Source organism: Pseudomonas sp., from assembly GCF_033723075.1.
In the GTDB taxonomy this organism is placed as follows: Bacteria; Pseudomonadota; Gammaproteobacteria; order Pseudomonadales; family Pseudomonadaceae; genus Aquipseudomonas.
The window spans coordinates 69917-88287 of sequence record NZ_JAWVXU010000010.1 but is presented as its reverse complement, the minus strand read 5'-3'; the positions used below and the strand labels follow the sequence as shown (position 1 = coordinate 88287).

The 18371-nt window shown below is 63.3% G+C and carries 18 protein-coding genes; 10 read left to right on the top strand and 8 right to left on the bottom strand.

Going from position 1 to position 18371, the window contains the following annotated elements:
* Window positions 1-11 precede the first annotated feature (11 nt).
* The 9 genes from R3355_RS13495 (at window position 12) to R3355_RS13455 (ending at window position 6149) form a co-directional block, all read left to right on the top strand.
* Complete coding sequence (locus R3355_RS13495; RefSeq protein ID WP_413243515.1) at window positions 12-536, top strand: KdsC family phosphatase; 525 nt, start codon at window positions 12-14, stop codon at window positions 534-536.
* An 8-nt stretch (window positions 537-544) separates the two neighbouring features.
* Window positions 545-1114, top strand: a complete 570-nt coding sequence (gene lptC / locus R3355_RS13490) for an LPS export ABC transporter periplasmic protein LptC (protein ID WP_318961633.1) — start codon at window positions 545-547, stop codon at window positions 1112-1114.
* Window positions 1101-1643: a lipopolysaccharide transport periplasmic protein LptA gene (gene lptA / locus R3355_RS13485; protein WP_318961632.1), complete on the top strand. Its 543-nt coding sequence runs from the start codon at window positions 1101-1103 to the stop codon at window positions 1641-1643. Before lptC ends, lptA begins: the two co-directional genes overlap by 14 nt.
* 2 nt (window positions 1644-1645) lie before the next feature.
* A complete protein-coding gene (lptB, locus tag R3355_RS13480) occupies window positions 1646-2371 on the top strand; it encodes an LPS export ABC transporter ATP-binding protein (RefSeq protein WP_318949161.1) in 726 nt (241 codons plus the stop codon).
* Between the two features lie 133 nt (window positions 2372-2504).
* Window positions 2505-4013, top strand: coding sequence for an RNA polymerase factor sigma-54 (locus R3355_RS13475; RefSeq protein WP_318961631.1), 1509 nt, complete (start codon window positions 2505-2507; stop codon window positions 4011-4013).
* A gap of 192 nt (window positions 4014-4205) precedes the next feature.
* A complete protein-coding gene (gene hpf, locus R3355_RS13470; RefSeq protein ID WP_305255008.1) occupies window positions 4206-4514 on the top strand; it encodes a ribosome hibernation-promoting factor, HPF/YfiA family in 309 nt (102 codons plus the stop codon).
* Between the two features lie 15 nt (window positions 4515-4529).
* Window positions 4530-5003, top strand: a complete 474-nt coding sequence (ptsN, locus tag R3355_RS13465; RefSeq protein WP_079203140.1) for a PTS IIA-like nitrogen regulatory protein PtsN — start codon at window positions 4530-4532, stop codon at window positions 5001-5003.
* A gap of 2 nt (window positions 5004-5005) precedes the next feature.
* Complete coding sequence (gene rapZ / locus R3355_RS13460; protein WP_318949163.1) at window positions 5006-5863, top strand: RNase adapter RapZ; 858 nt, start codon at window positions 5006-5008, stop codon at window positions 5861-5863.
* A 13-nt stretch (window positions 5864-5876) separates the two neighbouring features.
* Window positions 5877-6149: an HPr family phosphocarrier protein gene (locus R3355_RS13455; protein ID WP_318949164.1), complete on the top strand. Its 273-nt coding sequence runs from the start codon at window positions 5877-5879 to the stop codon at window positions 6147-6149.
* A 200-nt stretch (window positions 6150-6349) separates the two neighbouring features.
* On the opposite strand, the gene pmbA is transcribed toward R3355_RS13455, so the two are convergent.
* Window positions 6350-7696 (bottom strand): metalloprotease PmbA, encoded by a 1347-nt coding sequence (pmbA, locus tag R3355_RS13450; protein WP_318961630.1) that lies wholly within the window; start codon window positions 7694-7696, stop codon window positions 6350-6352.
* 117 nt (window positions 7697-7813) lie between these two features.
* On the opposite strand from pmbA, the gene yjgA reads away from it, so the two are divergent.
* Entirely contained in the window at window positions 7814-8332 is a 519-nt protein-coding gene (gene yjgA / locus R3355_RS13445) for a ribosome biogenesis factor YjgA (RefSeq protein ID WP_318949166.1), read from the top strand.
* A 56-nt stretch (window positions 8333-8388) separates the two neighbouring features.
* Here yjgA and tldD read toward each other — a convergent pair whose 3' ends face one another.
* From tldD to mreC, 7 genes are all read right to left on the bottom strand, one after another.
* Window positions 8389-9831 (bottom strand): metalloprotease TldD, encoded by a 1443-nt coding sequence (gene tldD / locus R3355_RS13440; RefSeq protein ID WP_318961629.1) that lies wholly within the window; start codon window positions 9829-9831, stop codon window positions 8389-8391.
* A 16-nt stretch (window positions 9832-9847) separates the two neighbouring features.
* Complete coding sequence (locus R3355_RS13435; protein ID WP_318949168.1) at window positions 9848-10702, bottom strand: carbon-nitrogen hydrolase family protein; 855 nt, start codon at window positions 10700-10702, stop codon at window positions 9848-9850.
* Between the two features lie 92 nt (window positions 10703-10794).
* Entirely contained in the window at window positions 10795-14622 is a 3828-nt protein-coding gene (locus R3355_RS13430) for a YhdP family protein (protein ID WP_318961628.1), read from the bottom strand.
* Between the two features lie 31 nt (window positions 14623-14653).
* Entirely contained in the window at window positions 14654-16111 is a 1458-nt protein-coding gene (rng, locus tag R3355_RS13425; RefSeq protein ID WP_318949193.1) for a ribonuclease G, read from the bottom strand.
* Window positions 16112-16166: 55 nt separating this feature from the next.
* Window positions 16167-16787, bottom strand: coding sequence for a Maf family protein (locus R3355_RS13420; RefSeq protein WP_318961627.1), 621 nt, complete (start codon window positions 16785-16787; stop codon window positions 16167-16169).
* Between the two features lie 41 nt (window positions 16788-16828).
* Window positions 16829-17317: a rod shape-determining protein MreD gene (mreD, locus tag R3355_RS13415; protein ID WP_318949195.1), complete on the bottom strand. Its 489-nt coding sequence runs from the start codon at window positions 17315-17317 to the stop codon at window positions 16829-16831.
* Window positions 17314-18261 (bottom strand): rod shape-determining protein MreC, encoded by a 948-nt coding sequence (gene mreC, locus R3355_RS13410; protein WP_413243510.1) that lies wholly within the window; start codon window positions 18259-18261, stop codon window positions 17314-17316. Before mreC ends, mreD begins: the two co-directional genes overlap by 4 nt.
* Between the last annotated feature and the right edge of the window lie 110 nt (window positions 18262-18371).

The window sequence follows — 18371 nt, the reverse complement described above, 5'->3', positions numbered from 1 at the left end:
CCCCTGATGTAATGAGCCCTGGCCTGCAACAACGCGCCCAGGCAATCAAACTGGCGATTTTCGATGTCGACGGCGTGCTCACCGACGGCAAGCTGTATTTCCTGGTCGACGGCAGCGAGTTCAAGACCTTCAATACCCTCGACGGCCACGGCATCAAGATGCTGATCGCCTCGGGCGTGCGCACCGCCATCATCAGCGGGCGCACCACTCCGGTGGTCGAACGCCGCGCTAAAAACCTGGGCATCCAGCACCTGTACCAGGGCCGCGAAGACAAGCTTGTCGTACTCGATGAGCTGCTTGGCGAACTCGGGCTAAGCTATGAGCAGGTCGCCTATCTGGGTGATGATCTGCCGGACCTGCCGGTGATCCGTCGGGTCGGTCTGGGCATGGCGGTCGCCAGCGCAGATCCCTTTGTGCGCCAGCATGCCCATGGCGTGACCCAGGCCCGCGGCGGCGAAGGTGCAGCCCGCGAATTCTGCGAGCTGATCATGCGCGCCCAGGGCCGCCTCGACGCCGCCCAAACCGCCTACCTGTAGAGTCCACTATGCTGCGCAAACTGCTGACACCCGTCCTTTACACTTTCGCGGCCGCACTGCTCGCCGCCGTTGGCTACTGGAACATCAACCCCGACAGTTTCTCCGAGCGCCCGGCACAATCCGGCGCCGAAAACACCATCGACTTCTATGTGGTCAATGCCAACACCCTGCAGTACCAGGCCGACGGCAAGCTGCATTACGAGATGACCAGCGACAAACTGGAGCACATCAAGAGCAGCGACATCACCCTGCTGACCAATCCCTTCCTGCACCTGTATCGCGGCACCGAACTGCCCTGGAAGGTGAGCAGCGAACGCGCCGAAGTGGCACCGCAAGGCAAGGAAGTGGAATTGATCGACAAAGTCCGCGTCGAACGCACCGATGCCAAGGGTCGCCCAACCATACTGACCACCAGTCGCCTGACCGTAATCCCGGATAAAGAATATGCGCAGACCGAGCAAGCCGTTAGAATCGTCGCGGCCAATGGAGTGACCACGGCACAAGGAATGAAAGCGTATTTGAATGACGGCAGGATGCTCCTGCTGTCCAACGTAAGAGGCCAGCATGAGGTTCGTTAAAACCTTCCCCTTTCTGCTCAGTTTGAGTGCCTTGCTCGGAAGCGCTTGCGCCTGGGCGCTGCCCACTGACCGCGAGCAGCCGATCCGCGTACAGGCCGACAGCGCCGAACTCGATGACCGACAAGGCGTCGCGGTCTATCGCGGCGACGTGATCATCACCCAGGGCACACTGAAGATCACGGGCGACACCGTGACCATCACCCAGAACGCCCAGGGCGACATCGAGATTTTCACCTCGGTCGGTAAACCGGCCTATTACGAGCAGAAGCCCTCCGCAGACAAGCAGATCGTCAAGGCCTATGGCCTGACCATCCAGTATTTCGCCGCCAATGAGCGCATCGTGCTGATCGACCAGGCCAAGGTGATCCAGGAAGGCAATACCTTCGAGGGCGAAAAAATCGTCTACGACACCCAACGCCAGATCGTCAACGCCGGGCGCGCCACGGGCACCAATATCACCACGCCACGCCCGCGCATCGACATGGTGATCCAGCCGAAGAACCCACCAGCCGAACAGCAGGCGCAGTAGCAATGGCCACTTTGAAAGCCCAGCACCTGGCCAAGAGCTACAAGGGCCGCCAAGTCGTGCGCGACGTCAGCCTGAGCATCGACAGCGGGCAGATTGTCGGCCTGCTCGGCCCCAACGGCGCGGGCAAGACCACCTGTTTCTACATGATCGTCGGCCTGGTGCAGGCCGAACAGGGCCGCATCCTGATCGACGACCACGACGTCAGCCACCTGCCGATGCACGGCCGGGCCCGTGCCGGCATCGGTTACCTGCCGCAAGAAGCCTCGATTTTCCGCAAGCTCAGTGTGGCCGACAACATCATGGCCATCCTCGAAACCCGCAAGGAACTGGATCGAGCCAGCCGCCGCAAGGAGCTGGAAAGCCTGTTGCAGGAATTCCATATCAGCCACATCCGCGACAATCTCGGCATGAGCCTGTCCGGTGGCGAACGCCGGCGCGTGGAAATCGCTCGTGCCCTGGCCACCGCACCAAAATTCATCCTGCTCGACGAACCCTTCGCCGGGGTCGACCCGATCTCGGTCGGCGACATCAAGCAGATCATCCACCACCTCAAGGCCAAGGGCATCGGTGTACTGATCACCGACCACAATGTCCGCGAGACCCTGGATATCTGTGAAACAGCCTACATCGTCAGCGATGGCCAACTGATCGCCGAAGGCGATGCCGACGCTATCCTGGCCAACCAACTGGTCAAGGATGTCTACCTGGGGCACGAGTTCCGCCTGTAACAGCGGTTTTTCTCTACCGAACAGCAGCCAGAGCTAGGCAAACCACTGCAGATCAGGCATATAATTTGCTTCCTTGTGGCGCTGCGGCGCCCTGTAGTGGATTGCGCACAGACGCCGGCAAATAAGGTCTGCAATGAAACCATCGCTAGTCCTGAAAATGGGCCAGCAGCTGACGATGACCCCGCAGCTGCAACAGGCCATTCGCCTACTCCAACTGTCCACCCTGGATCTGCAACAAGAGATCCAGGAGGCCCTGGAGTCCAACCCGATGCTCGAGCGCGAAGAAGACGGTGACGACTTCGACAACTCGAACCCCCTGGCCGACGGTGTCGAAAATCCGGCGCCCGCCCCTCAGCAGGAAGAGTCCTACCAGGACAACAGCCACCAGGAAACCCCACAGACCGTGGACAACCTGGAAGAAGGCGAATGGAACGAACGCATTCCCAACGAGCTGCCGGTCGACACCGCCTGGGAAGACGTCTACCAGACCAGCGCCAGCAGCCTGCCGAGCAACGACGATGACGAGTGGGACTTCACCACTCGTACTTCGTCTGGCGAAAGCCTGCAGAGCCACCTGCTCTGGCAACTCAATTTGGTGCCGATGTCCGACAAGGACCGACTGATCGGGATCACCCTGATCGACTGCATCAACTACCAGGGTTATCTGGAAGAAAGCCTCGCGGAAGTCGTCGAAGCCTTCGACCCCGACCTGGACATCGAACTCGACGAAGTGGAAGCCGTACTGCACCGCATCCAGCAGTTCGAGCCGGCCGGTATTGCCGCCCGCGACCTGCGCGAATGCCTGCTCCTGCAACTGCGCCAGCTGCCAGCCAGGACCCCCTGGCTGGCAGAGGCTCAACGCCTGGCCAACGACTACCTCGACCTGCTCGGTAGTCGTGACTACAGCCAGCTGATGCGCCGCATGAAGCTCAAGGAAGACGAACTGCGCCAGGTCATCGAGCTGATCCAGAGCCTCAACCCGCGCCCCGGCTCGCAGATCGAGTCGAGCGAACCGGAATACGTGGTGCCCGACGTCATCGTGCGCAAGCACAATGAGCGCTGGCTGGTGGAACTGAACCAGGAAGCCATGCCGCGCCTGCGGGTCAACGCGCAATACGCCGGCTTCGTCAAACGCGCCGACTCCAGTGCCGACAACACCTTCATGCGCAACCAGTTGCAGGAAGCGCGCTGGTTCATCAAGAGCCTGCAGAGTCGCAACGAAACCCTGATGAAGGTCGCCACCCAGATCGTCGAGCACCAGCGCGGCTTTCTCGACTACGGCGATGAAGCGATGAAGCCGCTGGTGCTGCACGACATCGCCGAAGCTGTGGGCATGCATGAATCGACCATTTCACGGGTCACCACGCAAAAATTCATGCACACCCCGCGTGGTATTTACGAGCTGAAATATTTCTTCTCCAGCCACGTCAGCACCGCCGAAGGCGGCGAATGCTCCTCGACGGCGATCCGCGCCATCATCAAAAAACTGGTCGCTGCGGAAAATGCAAAAAAGCCGTTGAGTGACAGCAAGATCGCTGGTTTACTGGAGGCACAGGGCATACAAGTAGCCCGCCGCACAGTCGCAAAATACCGTGAATCGCTTGGTATAGCGCCCTCCAGCGAGCGCAAGCGATTGATGTAAGGTGGCACTCGACGAAAGACCAACACATAAGGCATGCAACGCACTCGGCCTCGCTCTCTCGCTAGCAGCCACACTGCCAAGACCCGAAGAGCGAACGGGTCAGGTGCGCCTTGCCAGCGTCTTTCACGCCAAAGTATCCCGGTGGCAGGCCCGATAGCCTGCCTCTCATACGCGGCAACAAGGAGAAACGGTATGCAAGTCAACATCAGTGGACACCAGCTGGATGTGACCGACGCCCTGCGCGACTATATCGACGAAAAACTCGGTCGATTGGAGCGCCATTTCGACAAGATCACCAACGTGCAAGTCACCATGGAGGTCGAGAAGCTCAAGCAGAAAATCGAAGCGACCCTGCATATCGCCGGCGGCGAAGTGGTCGCCAATGCCGAACACGACGACATGTACGCAGCCATCGACCTGCTGACCGACAAACTCGACCGTCAACTCATCAAGCACAAGGAAAAGCAGATCGACCGCCAGCAGGGCGCTACGGCCCGCTGAGATCGCCTCCCTCCTATGATCCGACTCGAAAATATCCTGACCCCCGGCCGTTCCCTGGTGAACGTGCCGGGAGGCAGTAAAAAACGCGTACTCGAACAGATAGCCAACCTGGTGGCACGCGAACTGCCAGACCTGGATGGCCAAGACATTTTCGAAAGCCTGATCGCCCGCGAAAAACTCGGCTCGACCGGTTTCGGCAATGGCATTGCCATTCCGCACTGTCGCCTGCCGGGCTGTAACGCACCGATCAGTGCACTGTTGCGCCTGGATGCGGCGGTGGACTTCGACGCCATCGACGGTGCTCCTGTCGACCTGCTGTTCGTCCTGCTGGTACCGGAAGCGGCCACTGACGAACACCTGGAATTGCTGCGCCAGATCGCCAGCATGCTCGACCGCAGCGATGTGCGTGAGCGTTTGCGCCAAGCCCAGAACAGCGATGCGCTGTATCAGGTCGTGGTGGACATACAAAGCCAGCTCAACCGGGCCTGACCATGCGCCTGATCATCGTCAGCGGTCGCTCCGGCTCCGGCAAAAGCACTGCCCTCGATGTCCTTGAGGACAACGGCTTCTACTGCATCGACAACCTGCCGGCGGGCCTGCTCCCCGAACTGGCGGAGCGCACCCTGCAGGATACCGAGCTGCTCCACCCGCAAGTCGCCGTGTCGATCGACGCGCGCAACCTGCCCAGCCAACTCAAGCGTTTCCCGGAAATCCTCGCGGAGGTGCGTGCACGGCATATCAAGTGCGACGTGATCTACCTGGATGCCGACGAGGAAACCCTGCTCAAGCGCTTTTCCGAGACTCGCCGGCGCCATCCGCTGACCAACGAGAACCGCTCGCTGGCCGAGGCGATCGCCGATGAAAGCCTGCTGCTCGGACCGATCACCGACCTCGCCGACCTGCAGATCGACACCACCCATCTCAACCTCTACCAGTTGCGCGACAGCCTGAAACTGCGTCTGCTCAATCAGCCGGAACCGGGCACGGCCTTCCTGGTCGAGTCTTTCGGTTTCAAGCGCGGTATGCCGGTGGATGCCGACCTGGTGTTCGATGTGCGTTGCCTGCCCAACCCCTACTGGAAGCCGGACCTGCGCGAGTTCTCCGGGCTCGACCAGCCGGTCGCCGACTATCTGGCGGCTCAGGCCGATGTCGAGGAAATGTTCCAGGACATCCTCGCCTACCTGAAAAAATGGCTGCCGCGCTTCGCTGCCAGCAACCGCGCCTATGTCACCGTGGCGATAGGCTGCACCGGCGGTCATCACCGCTCGGTATACCTGGCCAATCGCCTGGGCGAGACCCTGAAACCCATTCTGAAGAATGTTCAGGTTCGCCACCGCGACCTTAGCTAAGGATCCTGCCGCGATGCCCACCTGCCAGATCACCATCATCAACAAGCTGGGCCTGCATGCACGCGCAGCAGCCAAGTTCGTCGGTGTCGCCGGGCGTTTCCCCTGCCAGGTCAAGGTCGGCCGCGCACCGGAGTGCCTGGTGGACGGCAAAAGCATCATGGCCGTGATGATGCTCGCAGCCGGCAAAGGCACACCGATTCACCTGCACACCGAAGGCGAGCAGGACGATGACGCACTCAACGCCCTGGTCGAACTGATCAACAACTACTTCGACGAAGGCGAATAGGCGTAGGTTGGGTGAAGCGCATCCACTCAATCAGCGTGCATGCCAAAGAGTTTGGCGCGCCGTAACCCAACAGCTCCAAATAGCCGCGATATGCCCTACCGGGTTACGCGGCGCCTTAGTCCGGCAGCAGCCTTCGGTCAGCGGCATGCGCCGCTAACCCGGCCTACGACCCGAGGCTTACCGCTGCAGCCCCACCCGCCCTAGCTGCCCGCCACCGTCATCTTCTCGATCAGCACCGAGCCGGTGCGGATATTGCTGCGCAGCTCCAGGTCGTTGCCCACCGCGACTATCTGCTTGAACATGTCGCGCAGGTTGCCGGCTATGGTCACCTCCTGCACCGGGAACTGGATCTCGCCGTTCTCCACCCAAAAGCCGCCAGCCCCACGCGAATAGTCGCCGGTGACCATGTTCAGGCCCTGGCCCATCAACTCGGTGACCAACAGGCCGCGGCCCATGCGCTTGAGCAGCGCCTGCTGATCTTCCGCGCCGTGGCTGACGAACAGGTTGTGCACGCCACCGGAGTTGGCCGTACTCGGCATCCCCAGCTTGCGCCCCGAGTAGGTGCCCAGCACGTAAGAGACCAGCTCGCCGCCCTCGATAAAGGGCTTGGCATAGGTGGCCAGGCCATCGCCGTCGAAGGCCGCACTGCCCAGGGCACGTGGAATATGCGGACGCTCATCGAGGCTCAGCCAGTCGGGGAACAATTGCTGGCCCAGGGCGCCCTCGAGGAAGGATGACTTGCGGTACAAATTGCCACCGGAAATGGCGGCGAGGAAATGCCCGAACAGCCCCGTCGCCAGTTCGGCGGAAAATAACACCGGCACTTCGCAGGTCGGCACCGGGCGCGCGCCCAGCCGGCTGACTGCACGCTGCGCGGCCCGCTGGCCAATGCCCGCGGCATCGGCCAGCAGTTCGCCCTGACGATTGACGTCGTACCAGTAATCGCGCTGCATCTGCCCGCCATCCTCGGCGATCATCACGCAGCTCAGGCTGTGTCGGGTGCTGGCGTAGCCGGCGACAAAACCATGGCTGTTGCCATACACCCGGCAGCCCTGGTGGGTGTTGAGGGTAGTGCCGTCGGCGTTCTTGATCCGCTTGTCCGCGGCAAAGGCTGCCGCTTCACAACGCAGCGCCTGCTCGATGGCCTGTTCCGGGCTGATGGCCCAGGCGTGATAGAGATCCAGTTGCGGCAGCTCGCGCGCCATCAGCGCGGCATCGGCCAAGCCCGCCGATTCGTCTTCCGAGGCATGCTTGGCGATGGCCAAAGCCGCCGCCACGGTTTCCCGGATAGCGGCATCGCCACTCGCCGAGGTACTCGCCGAGCCCTTGCGCTGACCGACATACAGGGTGATACCGAAGCCCTGGTCACGATTGAACTCAACCGTCTCGACCTCGCCCTGGCGCACCGACGTGGACAACCCCTGCTCCACCGATACGGCCACCTCGCAGGCACTGGCGCCCTGCTTCTTCGCTTCGGCGATGATCTGTTCGACCTGCGCCTGCAACTGCGGCACGGCCTCGGGGCCGACAATATCTACTGCACTCATAACAACTCCTAAGAATCTGTCCGGGATCTACTGCGAGCGTCGCGCATGATGCTGCGGGCCGAACGCTTGCAGTTGGATACTTGCTATCATGGCGGCGTTTTCCATTGGATCACCCCCATGCCTGAATATCTTGATGACTTCTCCGGCGAGAAGAGTAAAACCCAGGTCAAACGCGAGCTGCACGCCCTGCAAGACCTGGGTCAACGCCTGACCACCCTGAAGCCCGACCTGCTCAACAAACTGCCGCTGACCGACGAATTGCGCCGCGCCCTCGAAGAGGCGCCCAAGCACACGGCCAACTCCGCGAAAAAACGCCATATGCAGTTTATCGGCCGGCTGATGCGCGATCAGGACATCGACGCGATTCTTACCCTGCTCGACCAGCTTGATGCCTCTACTCGCCAGTACAACGAACGCTTTCACGGCCTGGAGCGCTGGCGTGACCGTCTTATCAACGGCAGCGACGACACCCTGGAAGCCTTTGTTGGCGACTATCCCGAAGCAGACCGGCAACACCTGCGTCAGTTGATCCGCCAGGCCCAGCACGAATTGGCACAGGACAAAGCGCCCGCGGCCTCGCGTAAAATCTTCAAATACCTCCGCGAACTGGACGAAGCCCAACGCGGGTTGCGTTGATCCTGGCGTGATGGTGGGTTACGCCTTCGGCTAACCGACCATCACGCTCGCGTGTTTCAGGCTCCCGTGCCGCCGACGGTAATCGCATCGATCTTCAGGGTCGGCTGGCCGACGCCGACCGGCACCGACTGGCCGTCCTTGCCGCAGGTGCCGACGCCGCTGTCCAGGGCCAGGTCGTTGCCGACCATCGACACCCGGCTCATCGCCTCCGGGCCGTTGCCGATCAGGGTGGCGCCTTTGACCGGCGCGGTGATCTTGCCGTTCTCGATCAGGTAGGCCTCGCTGGTGGAGAAGACGAACTTGCCGCTGGTGATGTCGACCTGACCGCCGCCGAGGTTGGCGCAGTAGATGCCCTTCTTCACCGAACGAATAATTTCTTCCGGGTCGCTTTCACCGGCCAGCATGTAGGTGTTGGTCATGCGCGGCATCGGCAGGTGCGCATAGGATTCGCGGCGGCCGTTGCCGGTGCGCGCCGCGCCCATCAGGCGGGCATTCAACTTGTCCTGCATATAGCCCTTGAGCACGCCGTTCTCGATCAGCGTGGTGCACTGGGTCGGTGTGCCTTCGTCATCCACGCTGAGCGAACCACGGCGGCCGGCCAGGGTGCCGTCGTCGACGATGGTGCACAGACTCGAGGCGACCTTCTCGCCCATGCGCCCGCTGTAGGCGGAGCTGCCCTTGCGATTGAAGTCGCCTTCCAGGCCATGACCGACCGCCTCGTGCAGCAGCACACCGGACCAGCCGGCACCCATCACCACCGGCAGCGTGCCGGCCGGTGCGGGAATCGCCTCGAGATTAACCAAGGCCTGACGCAGCGCCTCGCGGGCGTAACCCATGGCGCGATCCTCGCTCATGAAGTAGCGGTAGTCGGTCCGCCCACCACCACCATGGCCGCCACGCTCGCGGCGGCCATTCTGCTCGACGATGACGCTGACATTGAAGCGCACCAGCGGGCGAATATCGACGCCCAGGCCGCCGTCCTGCGCCGCCACCAGGATGCGATCCCAGACCCCGGCGAGGCTGACCGTGACCTGCTTGATCCGCGAATCGAGTGCACGCGTGGCCACATCGACCTGCTTGAGCAACTCGACCTTCTGCGCCCGGCCGATCACGTCCAGCGGGTTGTCCGGCGCATACAGGGCAGTGACCTGCGGGCTGCTGAAGGCCTGAACCCGCGCGTTCTGCCCGGCCCGGGCAATCGAGCGGGCCGCGCGGGCGGCCTGGGTCAGCGCCTCGGCGGTGATCGCGTTGCTGTAAGCAAACCCGGTTTTCTCGCCGGACTGGGCGCGCACGCCGACGCCCTGATCGAGGTTGAAACTGCCTTCCTTGACGATGCCGTCCTCCAGCACCCAGGTTTCGGACACCTGGCTCTGGAAATACAGATCGGCCGCATCGATACCGGGCCCGGACAACTCGCCCAGCACCCCTGGCAGATGGTCGAGGGTCAAGCCGCCCGGGCCCAGTAGATGCTCACTCACCGTCAACAACATCTCGCTCATAACTGCTTTATCCCGTTCATGACTGCTGCAAACCTGGCAACCGTGGTTCGGTCGCTGCAAAAAATCGTTTATGCCGGCTCACCGGCATGCGCTGGCGAATCGCCGCCTGCTCGGCGGCATCGCGACTAGCCGGCAAGACCGCCTCGCCGTGCGCCTGCTCGGCCAGCACCCGGCCCCAGGGATCGACGATGGCCGAATGGCCGAAGGTCTCGCGCCCGCCAGGGTGAATGCCGCCCTGACCGGCGGCCAGCAGGTAGCACTGGGTCTCGATGGCGCGGGCGCGTACCAGTATCTGCCAGTGCGCCGCACCGGTCAGCGCGGTAAAGGCCGCCGGCACGCTGATCAACTCTGCTCCGGCGTCACGCAGAGCACCATACAGCTCAGGGAAACGCAGGTCATAGCACACCGTCAAACCCAGGCGCCCAACGGGCGTATCCGCCAGCACGATCCGGCTGCCATGGGCAAAGTCATCGGACTCGCAGTAACGGCCCTGGCTGTCGCCAACCTCCACATCGAACAGGTGCAGCTTGTCATAGCGCGCCACCTGCTCGCCATGCTCGTCGAGCAACAGGCAACAGGCCCGCGCCTTGGCCTCGGGCTGGCCAGCGGGTGGCAAGGGCAGGGTACCGGCCACTATCCATAACCTGAGGTCACGGGCGGCCTGTTTCAACCAGGGCAGGATCGGACCTTCACCGCGCGCCTCGCTGCGCCCCAGCGCCGCCAGGTCGCGGCGGCCCATGGCGGCGAAGTTTTCCGGCAACACCGCCAGGCGCGCCCCGCCCGCAGCGGCCTGCTCGAGCAGACGCCGGGCCTGGAGCAGATTGGCCGGCACATCGGCCTGGCTGACCATTTGAATCACCGCGAGGCTCATGCGTGCTCCTGGTCGGTGGATGGTTGGGCCTTCAGCTTACAAGCCATGGCCATCGACTGCATCGTCTGACGCAGTGGATTTTCAATGGCCTGTCAGCGCGGCTTCTCGAAGGGCTTGTCGAAGCTGATCTGTGGATCCTGCCAGCGACCCTTGACGCTGTATTGCACACTGGCAAAACGCGCCACGCGATCACCCAGCAGCTTGTCCACCACGAACAACGCCCCGCCAATCGCCGGCGCGCCGACGATCAACGCCGCCAGCGGCAGATTGTTGCTCACCGGCAAAGTCACCAGCAACTTGGCATCGATCAGGTCATCGACCAGGTTCAGGGTACCGTCCAGCTCCAGATTGCTCGATGGCCCGGTCACGGTAATGGGGATACGGGTAACGTACACACCATCGCGGGCGTCCAGCAGCCCCTTGACCCGGTCATAGCTCCAACCCTTGCCGAACAGGTCGGAAAAGTCCAGGCGCAGGCGGCGGCCAATCGAGTTGAAGTTGAGCAGGCCAAACACCCGCAACGCCGAAGCCGGACCCTGCACTTCAGTGAACTGCCCCTTGCGCAAGGTCGCATCCATGCTGCCGGAAAAACGCTTGAGACTGACCCAGGCCGGCGAACCTGGCCAGCGGCCATCGACATCCAGATGAAAACTTTCACTGCTGGCCGTCGGCGCAAAATTCCAGGCCAGCAGCACATCGCTCAGGTCCTCGCCCTGCATGCGCCCCTTGTACCAACTGCTGCTGGCCTCTGCCGTGCCCTGCCAACCGGCGCTACCGGTCAGCTGCAGACCTTTCAGCTCCAGGTTCAGGTTGTTGAACTGTACCCCCGTGGCGTTCGGCCGCGCTTTCAGCGACCACGCCCCCAGCGCCTCGGTACCCTGCCGCACCTCGGCAATGCGCAGATCGAGGGCCGGAATCTGCCGCGGATCGACGCCAAGCAGCGGATCCGGCTTGTCCTCGGCCACGCCATCCTTGGCCGCCGCCGTCGGCAAACGCAGGTACGCCAGATTGACCGCGATAGGCGCCGCGTCGGCATCCGGCAAGTCGACCCGACCTTTCAGCAGCTGGCTATCCAGATCGAGCGACCAGGCCGCAGGCGCACGTTTGAGCCCTATCGTCAGGTCGTCGACCGTGCTGCCAAAGCCGCTGAACCGACCGATCTTCAGTTGCGCGTCCTTGAACACCTGCTGCGCATCCTCGCGCGCCACACCGACATAAGGCTTGAGTGCCGCCTGCCAGGCCGACCAATCCAGTTCGCTGACCTGCCCGCGCACGCGCACGCCCTTCCCCGCCGGTATCAATGCCGGGCCATCACCCAGGCGCAGCTCGCCGCGGCCCTCGGCCAGTTGACCGGGCGGAGCCGCGAAGGCCAGGCTCGCCAGATCGGCGTAATCCAGCCAATAGCGCCGCTCGTCGCCATTCAAGGTCATGCGCCAATCGGCATAGCTTTGCTCGGTTGCGCGCTTGCCAAAGGGGGCAGGCAGCGCGATGGCCACGCCCTGAAGACTCGAATCCACCCGCAACTGACTGTCGCCACCCTCCAGACTCAGGCGCAGGCGATAGGGCAAGGTGCCGCTCACAGGTAATGCCGCGGTCACGCCCAGCCAGGCCGTCAGGGTGTTCAGCGGCACCTGACCGCTGGCCTCGATACGCGTACGAGCCCGGCCAAGCTCACCTTCCGCTATGGCCTTGCCCCGCACGGCATGGCCGAGGGCTTGAGCGCGAATAGCCGGGGCACTCAAACCGCGGGCCGTGTCATAGCGAAAGGCGCCCTGCAGCTGGCTGAGTTCCAGCTCGGGATTGCTCAACTTGAGCCGCGCACCTTCGGTGGCAAAGTCGACTATCACCGCCGGCGCCAGCCCTTTGCGCAGCGGCAGATCGAGCTTGAGCCTGCCCGACAGCGGCCCCTCGCCCTGCCAACCGGCGAAGATTTCGGCAGTGCCCATGGGCGCATCCTGGAGAATCTTCAGGGCATCGACGACACTGCTTTGCAGCTCGCTGTCGAGCAGCAGCCGTGGAGCCTGCCCCGGCGCCGCGTGGGCAATCTCCGCCGTGGCGTTGCGCACCCGGCTATCGAGTATGCGCCCCTCGGCCACCCGCACCCGCACCCCGCTGTCTTCGATCAACACCTCGCCACGCGCCTCGCGCAGTGCCGGCCAACCCGGCTGGAAGGCCAGTTCGGCGTCCTCCACGGCGAAGAACATACTGAGACTGCGTGCGGCATCGGCGGCGCCCTTGTTCAGCGAGCCCTGATACTGAAAATAACCTTCATTGACCTTGCCGCCGCGAATCGCGGTCTTCAGCCAATCGGCCAGTTCCGCGCTCAAGCCCGGCGCGCGGGTCGGCAGGTATTTCTCGGTATAACGCGCATCGCCATCACGCAGACCGACGCGCAGGTCCATGTAGTCCTCGGCCTCGGGATCGAACATCAGGCGAATCAGGAAGTCACCGGCAATCGGCCCTTCCTCACCGAGCACCTGCAGATAGGGGCTACGCAGGGTGAAGGCCTGTTCGTTCAATTGCCAGGTCAGCCGGGCATTGGCCTGACTGTACAGCCAGGGTTCGGGGAACAGGGTGTCCAGGTGCAGGGAAAAATCCTCGGCCGCCAGGCGCAGTTCGCCCTGCCCCAGGTCACCGGCCACGCTGCCGCTGATGTTTTCGACCGCAGGCGAGGCCAGGTGGGCGGAAAAACCGATGCGTTCGAGATTGGCGGCAAACTGCAAGCGCTGGTCGCCCTCGGCCCGGGGCCGGTAATCCACCTGAATATTGCGCAAGGCACCCTGTGGCTGCAGGCTGTCGAGCAGCACCATAGCCTTGTCCGGCAAGGGCAGCAGGGCTTTGACCAGCGGCAGCAACGGCGTCAGTTCGACGCGATCGGCGCCGAGCGACCACTGCTCTTCGGCGTCGCGACTGTCCTGGCGATGACTGATGGCCAGCTGCACCTCGCCCCAGCGGGTCTCGCCCTGACTCAGCGCCAGGTCGTCCAGCAGCAGCTCGAAACCCTGTTCGGTCCGCTCGAAATAGGCGTTGAGGGCGAGATTCTGCACCTGCGCCGCCTCACGCTCGGCATAGGCGCCGGCCAATTGCGGCGCATGCAGGCGACTGACGGCACGCTGCAAGGCGCCATCGGCCCAGTCCAGCCAGACTTCACCACCGGCCTGCAACTGCTCGAGACGCCACTCGCGCGTCACGCTCGGCGGCAGCCAGCGCGCCCAATCGCTTTGCGGCAGGCTCAGGTACAGTTCGGCCTGCACCTCGCGCCAGCGCTCGGCCTGCATACGGGTGCGCAACTGCAGCGCCACGGGCTGGCCGTCGGGCAGCAGCAGGCGCGCATCCAGACGCTGACGACTCGCGCCATTGCGCAGGCTCAGGTTGACGTATGTAAGGGTCACGGCCGGCAGTTGATGGGCTTCCAGCGTCACCTGGCTGTTCAACAGCGACAGGCGACTCACCGCCTGCAGCTGCTGCAATACCTGAGCGATATCCAGGGCCGCAGGTGTGCTGCGCTGCGGCAGCCCCTTCACCGTCCAGGCCCCCTGCTCGTCCTGGTGCAGGCTGAACTGCAAGCCATCCAGCTCCAGCTTGGCCAGCCGCGGCTCACGCGCCGACAGACTGGCGAGCACGTCCGGCACCAGGCGCACCTGATCCAGGCGCAGTGCGCTGGCACCTTCGCCCAGCTGCACGTCATGGGCGATCAACAGTGGCGCGAAGCCCTGCCAGCGCCCCTCCAGCCGACCGATGCGCAGCGGCATACCGAGTGCCGCGGCGGCCTGGTCTTCGGCCTCCAGACGATACTCGGCGACCCATGGCACCAGCTCGCGACCGAGACTGACATACAACGCCGCCAGCACCAGGCCCAACGCGAACAAGCCAAGGCCCCAGCGCAACGTCGCGATCAACCAACCAGCCAGACGCGCCATTCAGTTCATACCCTGAACACGGACGGCAGAGTCACAACAGCACCACATCGTATTGCTCCTGGGAGTAAATCGTCTCGACCTGAAACTTGATGGTCCGGCCGATAAAGGCTTCGAGGTCGGCGACATTACCCGACTCTTCGTCGAGCAGGCGGTCCACCACTTTCTGATTGGCCAGCACCCGGTAGCCCTCGGCCTGGTAGGCCCGCGCCTCGCGCAGGATCTCGCGGAAGATCTCGTAGCAGGTGGTCTCCGGGGTCTTCATCTTGCCGCGTCCCTGGCAGCAGCCGCACGGTTCGCAGAGAATCTGCTCGAGGCTCTCGCGGGTGCGCTTGCGGGTCATCTGCACCAGGCCCAGCTCGGTGATGCCGATGATGTTGGTCTTGGCGTGATCGCGCTCCAGCTGTTTCTCCAGGGTACGCAGCACCTGGCGCTGGTGCTCTTCGTCTTCCATGTCGATGAAGTCGATGATGATGATGCCGCCGAGGTTGCGCAGGCGCAGTTGCCGGGCAATGGCGGTGGCCGCTTCGAGGTTGGTCTTGAAGATGGTCTCCTCGAGGGTGCGGTGGCCGACGAAGGCGCCGGTATTGACGTCGATGGTGCTCATCGCCTCGGCCGGATCGATGATCAGGTAACCACCGGACTTCAGCGGCACCTTGCGCTCCAGCGCCCGCTGGATCTCGTCTTCGACACCGTACAAATCGAAAATCGGTCGCTCGCCCGGGTAGTGCTCCAGACGGTCGGCGATTTCCGGCATCAGCTCGTCGACGAACTGGGTGATCTTCTGAAAGGTTTCCCGCGAGTCGATGCGGATCTTCTCGGTGCGCAGGCCGACCAGGTCGCGCAGGGTGCGCAGGGCCAGACTGAGGTCTTCGTAGATCACCGACGGGGCCGGCGCGCTCTGCTTCTGCGCCGCGATCTGATCCCACAGGCGCCGCAGGTAGCGGATATCAACCAGAATTTCATCGGCACCCACGCCATCGGCAGCCGTGCGCAGGATAAAGCCGCCGGCCTCGGCGATGCCTTCGGCAGCGACGCAGTCGGCCACCACCTGCTTGAGGCGTTCGCGCTCTGCTTCGTCCTCGATCTTCAGGGAAATGCCGACATGGCTGGTGCGCGGCATGTACACCAGGTAACGCGAGGGAATCGACAGTTGGGTAGTCAGGCGCGCGCCTTTGCTGCCGATCGGGTCCTTGGTGACCTGCACCACCAGGGCCTGTCCTTCATGAACCAGGGCGCTGATGCTTTCCACCGCGCTGCCTTCACGACTGGAAATTTCCGAGGCATGAATAAAGGCTGCGCGATCCAGGCCGATGTCGACGAACGCCGCCTGCATGCCCGGTAACACCCGCACCACCTTGCCCTTGTAGATGTTGCCGACGATACCGCGCTTCTGCGTACGCTCGACATGCACCTCTTGCAGCACACCGTTTTCCACCACCGCCACGCGTGATTCCATCGGCGTGATATTGATCAGGATCTCTTCACTCATGGCTCTATCTCTGGTCCGACGAAGCGGCAAGCCGGGCAGCGCCAGCCTTCGGCGCTCACTCGCGACCTGCACCCTCTTGACTGTGGACTGGCAACTGCTGCCAGCACGGAATAGCAAATTCTGCGAGTAACTCGGCGGTTTCCCCCAGGGGCAAACCCACCACGGCCGAGTAACTGCCCTGCAACTGGCTGACGAACACTGCCGCCAACCCTTGAATAGCATAACTGCCAGCCTTGTCCCGGGGCTCGCCGGTGGCCCAATAGGCCTCGATCTCGGCGCGCGTCAACCGGCGAAAGCGCACCCGACTGCTGACCACCCGCGCGACCACCTTGCTGGCCGACGCCAGGGCTACCGCCGTCAGTACCTGATGCTCGCGACCGGACAGCGCGCTCAGGGTCGCCACGGCTTCGTCGCGGTCCTGCGGCTTGCCGAGAATCTGCCCATCGAGGACCACGGAGGTATCGGCACCGAGAACTACAGCATCGCGCGGATCAACCAAGGCGGCCAGTCCGGCCTGCGCTTTGGCGCGAGCCAGACGCTCTACATAGGCGCGGGGAAGCTCATCTGGCAATGGATTTTCATCGATGGGGACGATTAGCGGGCTGAAGGGCACGCCAATCTGGGTCAACAACTCGCGACGTCGCGGCGACCCGGAAGCCAGATAGAGTGTGGTCATGCGGACTTCTCCCTGTCGAACTCGTGCAGGGCCAGCCGCACTCAATTGACGTTGAGGCGCTTGTGCGCACCCCGCAGGATGACACAGACCCACGGCCACAACAGTGCGCTGACCAGTGCCGGCAAGACGAACGCCAGGGTCGGCGGACGGCTACCGGTCAAGGCATTGAGCCACAGCTGGACCAGTTGGGCCAGACCGAACACCACCAGCAGCACCATGCTCTGCTGCCACATGGGGAACATGCGCAAGCGCTGGTGCAGGCTCAGCACCAGGAAGGTCACCAGAGTCAGGATCAGGGCATTTTGCCCCAGCAATGCGCCATTCAGCACATCGGCCAGCAGCCCGACGCACCAGGCCGTGGTCATGCCCACCCGATGGGGCAAGGCCAGCACCCAGTAAGTCAGGATCAACGCCAGCCACAGCGGCCGGCCGACCTCCATGAACTTGGGCAAGGTGGCCACGCTGAGGAGCAGGGCCAGGGCCAGGCTGAGCCAGATCACCCAGACGTTGCGTGCACGCAAAGCGATCATTGGCGAGGTTCCGCTGCAGGGGTGGGGGACGTAACTGGCGCATCGCTCGCGGTGGCAGGAACTGCAGGCGCTAGTGGTGACCCACCCGCTTGCTCGCGGGCCTGACGATCCGCCACCTCCTGCGCCTCGGCCGAATCGCTGGCGCGCTGCTCGGGGCTGCGCGGATCGGTAAACACCAGGAGCATGTAGCGGCTGCGATTCAGGCTGGCGGTCGGCATGGCGCGGACAATCGCGAACGGCTGGCCGGAGTCGTGAATCACCTCGGTGACCACGGCCACCGGGTAGCCCGAGGGAAAACGCTGGCCCAGACCGGAGCTGAGCAGCAGGTCGCCTTCCTTGACATCCGCGGTATCGGCCACATGGCGCAACTCCAGGCGTTCCGGGTTACCGGTGCCACTGGCGATGGCGCGCAGGCCGTTGCGGTTGACCTGCACCGGAATACTGTGAGTGGTGTCGGTGAGCAACAGCACCCGCGAGCTGTAGGGCATCACCTCGACCACCTGGCCCATCAGGCCGCGGGCATCGAGCACCGGCTGACCGAGCAGCACGCCATCCTTGCTGCCCTTGTCGATCAGGATGCGATGGGTGAAGGGATTGGGGTCGATGCCGATCAGCTCGGTGGCCAACACATCGTCGTCGACCAGCGCCGCCGAGTTGAGCAGTTCGCGCAAGCGCACGTTCTGCTCGGTCAACGCCGCCAGCTTCTGCAGGCGCCGCTGCAGCATCAGGCTTTCGGCCTTGAGCTGCTCATTCTCGGCCGCCAGGTCGCTGCGCGAGCTGAGCTCCTGGGTGGCGCTGTCCCACAGGGTCACCGGCAAACGGCCGAGCCAGTAGACCGGCTCGACAATCAGCCCCAACTGGCTGCGCAACGGCTGCAACACGGTGAGTCGCGCATCCACCACCATCAGCGCAGCCGATAGCACGGTGAACACCAGCAGGCGCACACCGAGCGAAGGACCTTTGGCAAATAGCGGTTTTATGGCGAGTTCCTCTCAAGCGTCAAGCAGCAAACAAAAAGCTGCAAGCGAGTGAAAACCCGGCTTGCAGCTCGAGA

Excerpts from the sequence above, each read along its gene's own strand:
- R3355_RS13495 (WP_413243515.1), top strand. The coding sequence starts at position 12 with ATGAGCCCTGGCCTGCAACAACGCGCCCAGGCAATCAAACTGGCGATT.
- lptC (WP_318961633.1), top strand. The coding sequence starts at position 545 with ATGCTGCGCAAACTGCTGACACCCGTCCTTTACACTTTCGCGGCCGCA.
- lptA (WP_318961632.1), top strand. The coding sequence starts at position 1,101 with ATGAGGTTCGTTAAAACCTTCCCCTTTCTGCTCAGTTTGAGTGCCTTG.
- lptB (WP_318949161.1), top strand. The coding sequence starts at position 1,646 with ATGGCCACTTTGAAAGCCCAGCACCTGGCCAAGAGCTACAAGGGCCGC.
- R3355_RS13475 (WP_318961631.1), top strand. The coding sequence starts at position 2,505 with ATGAAACCATCGCTAGTCCTGAAAATGGGCCAGCAGCTGACGATGACC.
- hpf (WP_305255008.1), top strand. The coding sequence starts at position 4,206 with ATGCAAGTCAACATCAGTGGACACCAGCTGGATGTGACCGACGCCCTG.
- ptsN (WP_079203140.1), top strand. The coding sequence starts at position 4,530 with ATGATCCGACTCGAAAATATCCTGACCCCCGGCCGTTCCCTGGTGAAC.
- rapZ (WP_318949163.1), top strand. The coding sequence starts at position 5,006 with ATGCGCCTGATCATCGTCAGCGGTCGCTCCGGCTCCGGCAAAAGCACT.
- R3355_RS13455 (WP_318949164.1), top strand. The coding sequence starts at position 5,877 with ATGCCCACCTGCCAGATCACCATCATCAACAAGCTGGGCCTGCATGCA.
- pmbA (WP_318961630.1), bottom strand. The coding sequence starts at position 7,696 with ATGAGTGCAGTAGATATTGTCGGCCCCGAGGCCGTGCCGCAGTTGCAG.
- yjgA (WP_318949166.1), top strand. The coding sequence starts at position 7,814 with ATGCCTGAATATCTTGATGACTTCTCCGGCGAGAAGAGTAAAACCCAG.
- tldD (WP_318961629.1), bottom strand. The coding sequence starts at position 9,831 with ATGAGCGAGATGTTGTTGACGGTGAGTGAGCATCTACTGGGCCCGGGC.
- R3355_RS13435 (WP_318949168.1), bottom strand. The coding sequence starts at position 10,702 with ATGAGCCTCGCGGTGATTCAAATGGTCAGCCAGGCCGATGTGCCGGCC.
- R3355_RS13430 (WP_318961628.1), bottom strand. The coding sequence starts at position 14,622 with ATGGCGCGTCTGGCTGGTTGGTTGATCGCGACGTTGCGCTGGGGCCTT.
- rng (WP_318949193.1), bottom strand. The coding sequence starts at position 16,111 with ATGAGTGAAGAGATCCTGATCAATATCACGCCGATGGAATCACGCGTG.
- R3355_RS13420 (WP_318961627.1), bottom strand. The coding sequence starts at position 16,787 with ATGACCACACTCTATCTGGCTTCCGGGTCGCCGCGACGTCGCGAGTTG.
- mreD (WP_318949195.1), bottom strand. The coding sequence starts at position 17,317 with ATGATCGCTTTGCGTGCACGCAACGTCTGGGTGATCTGGCTCAGCCTG.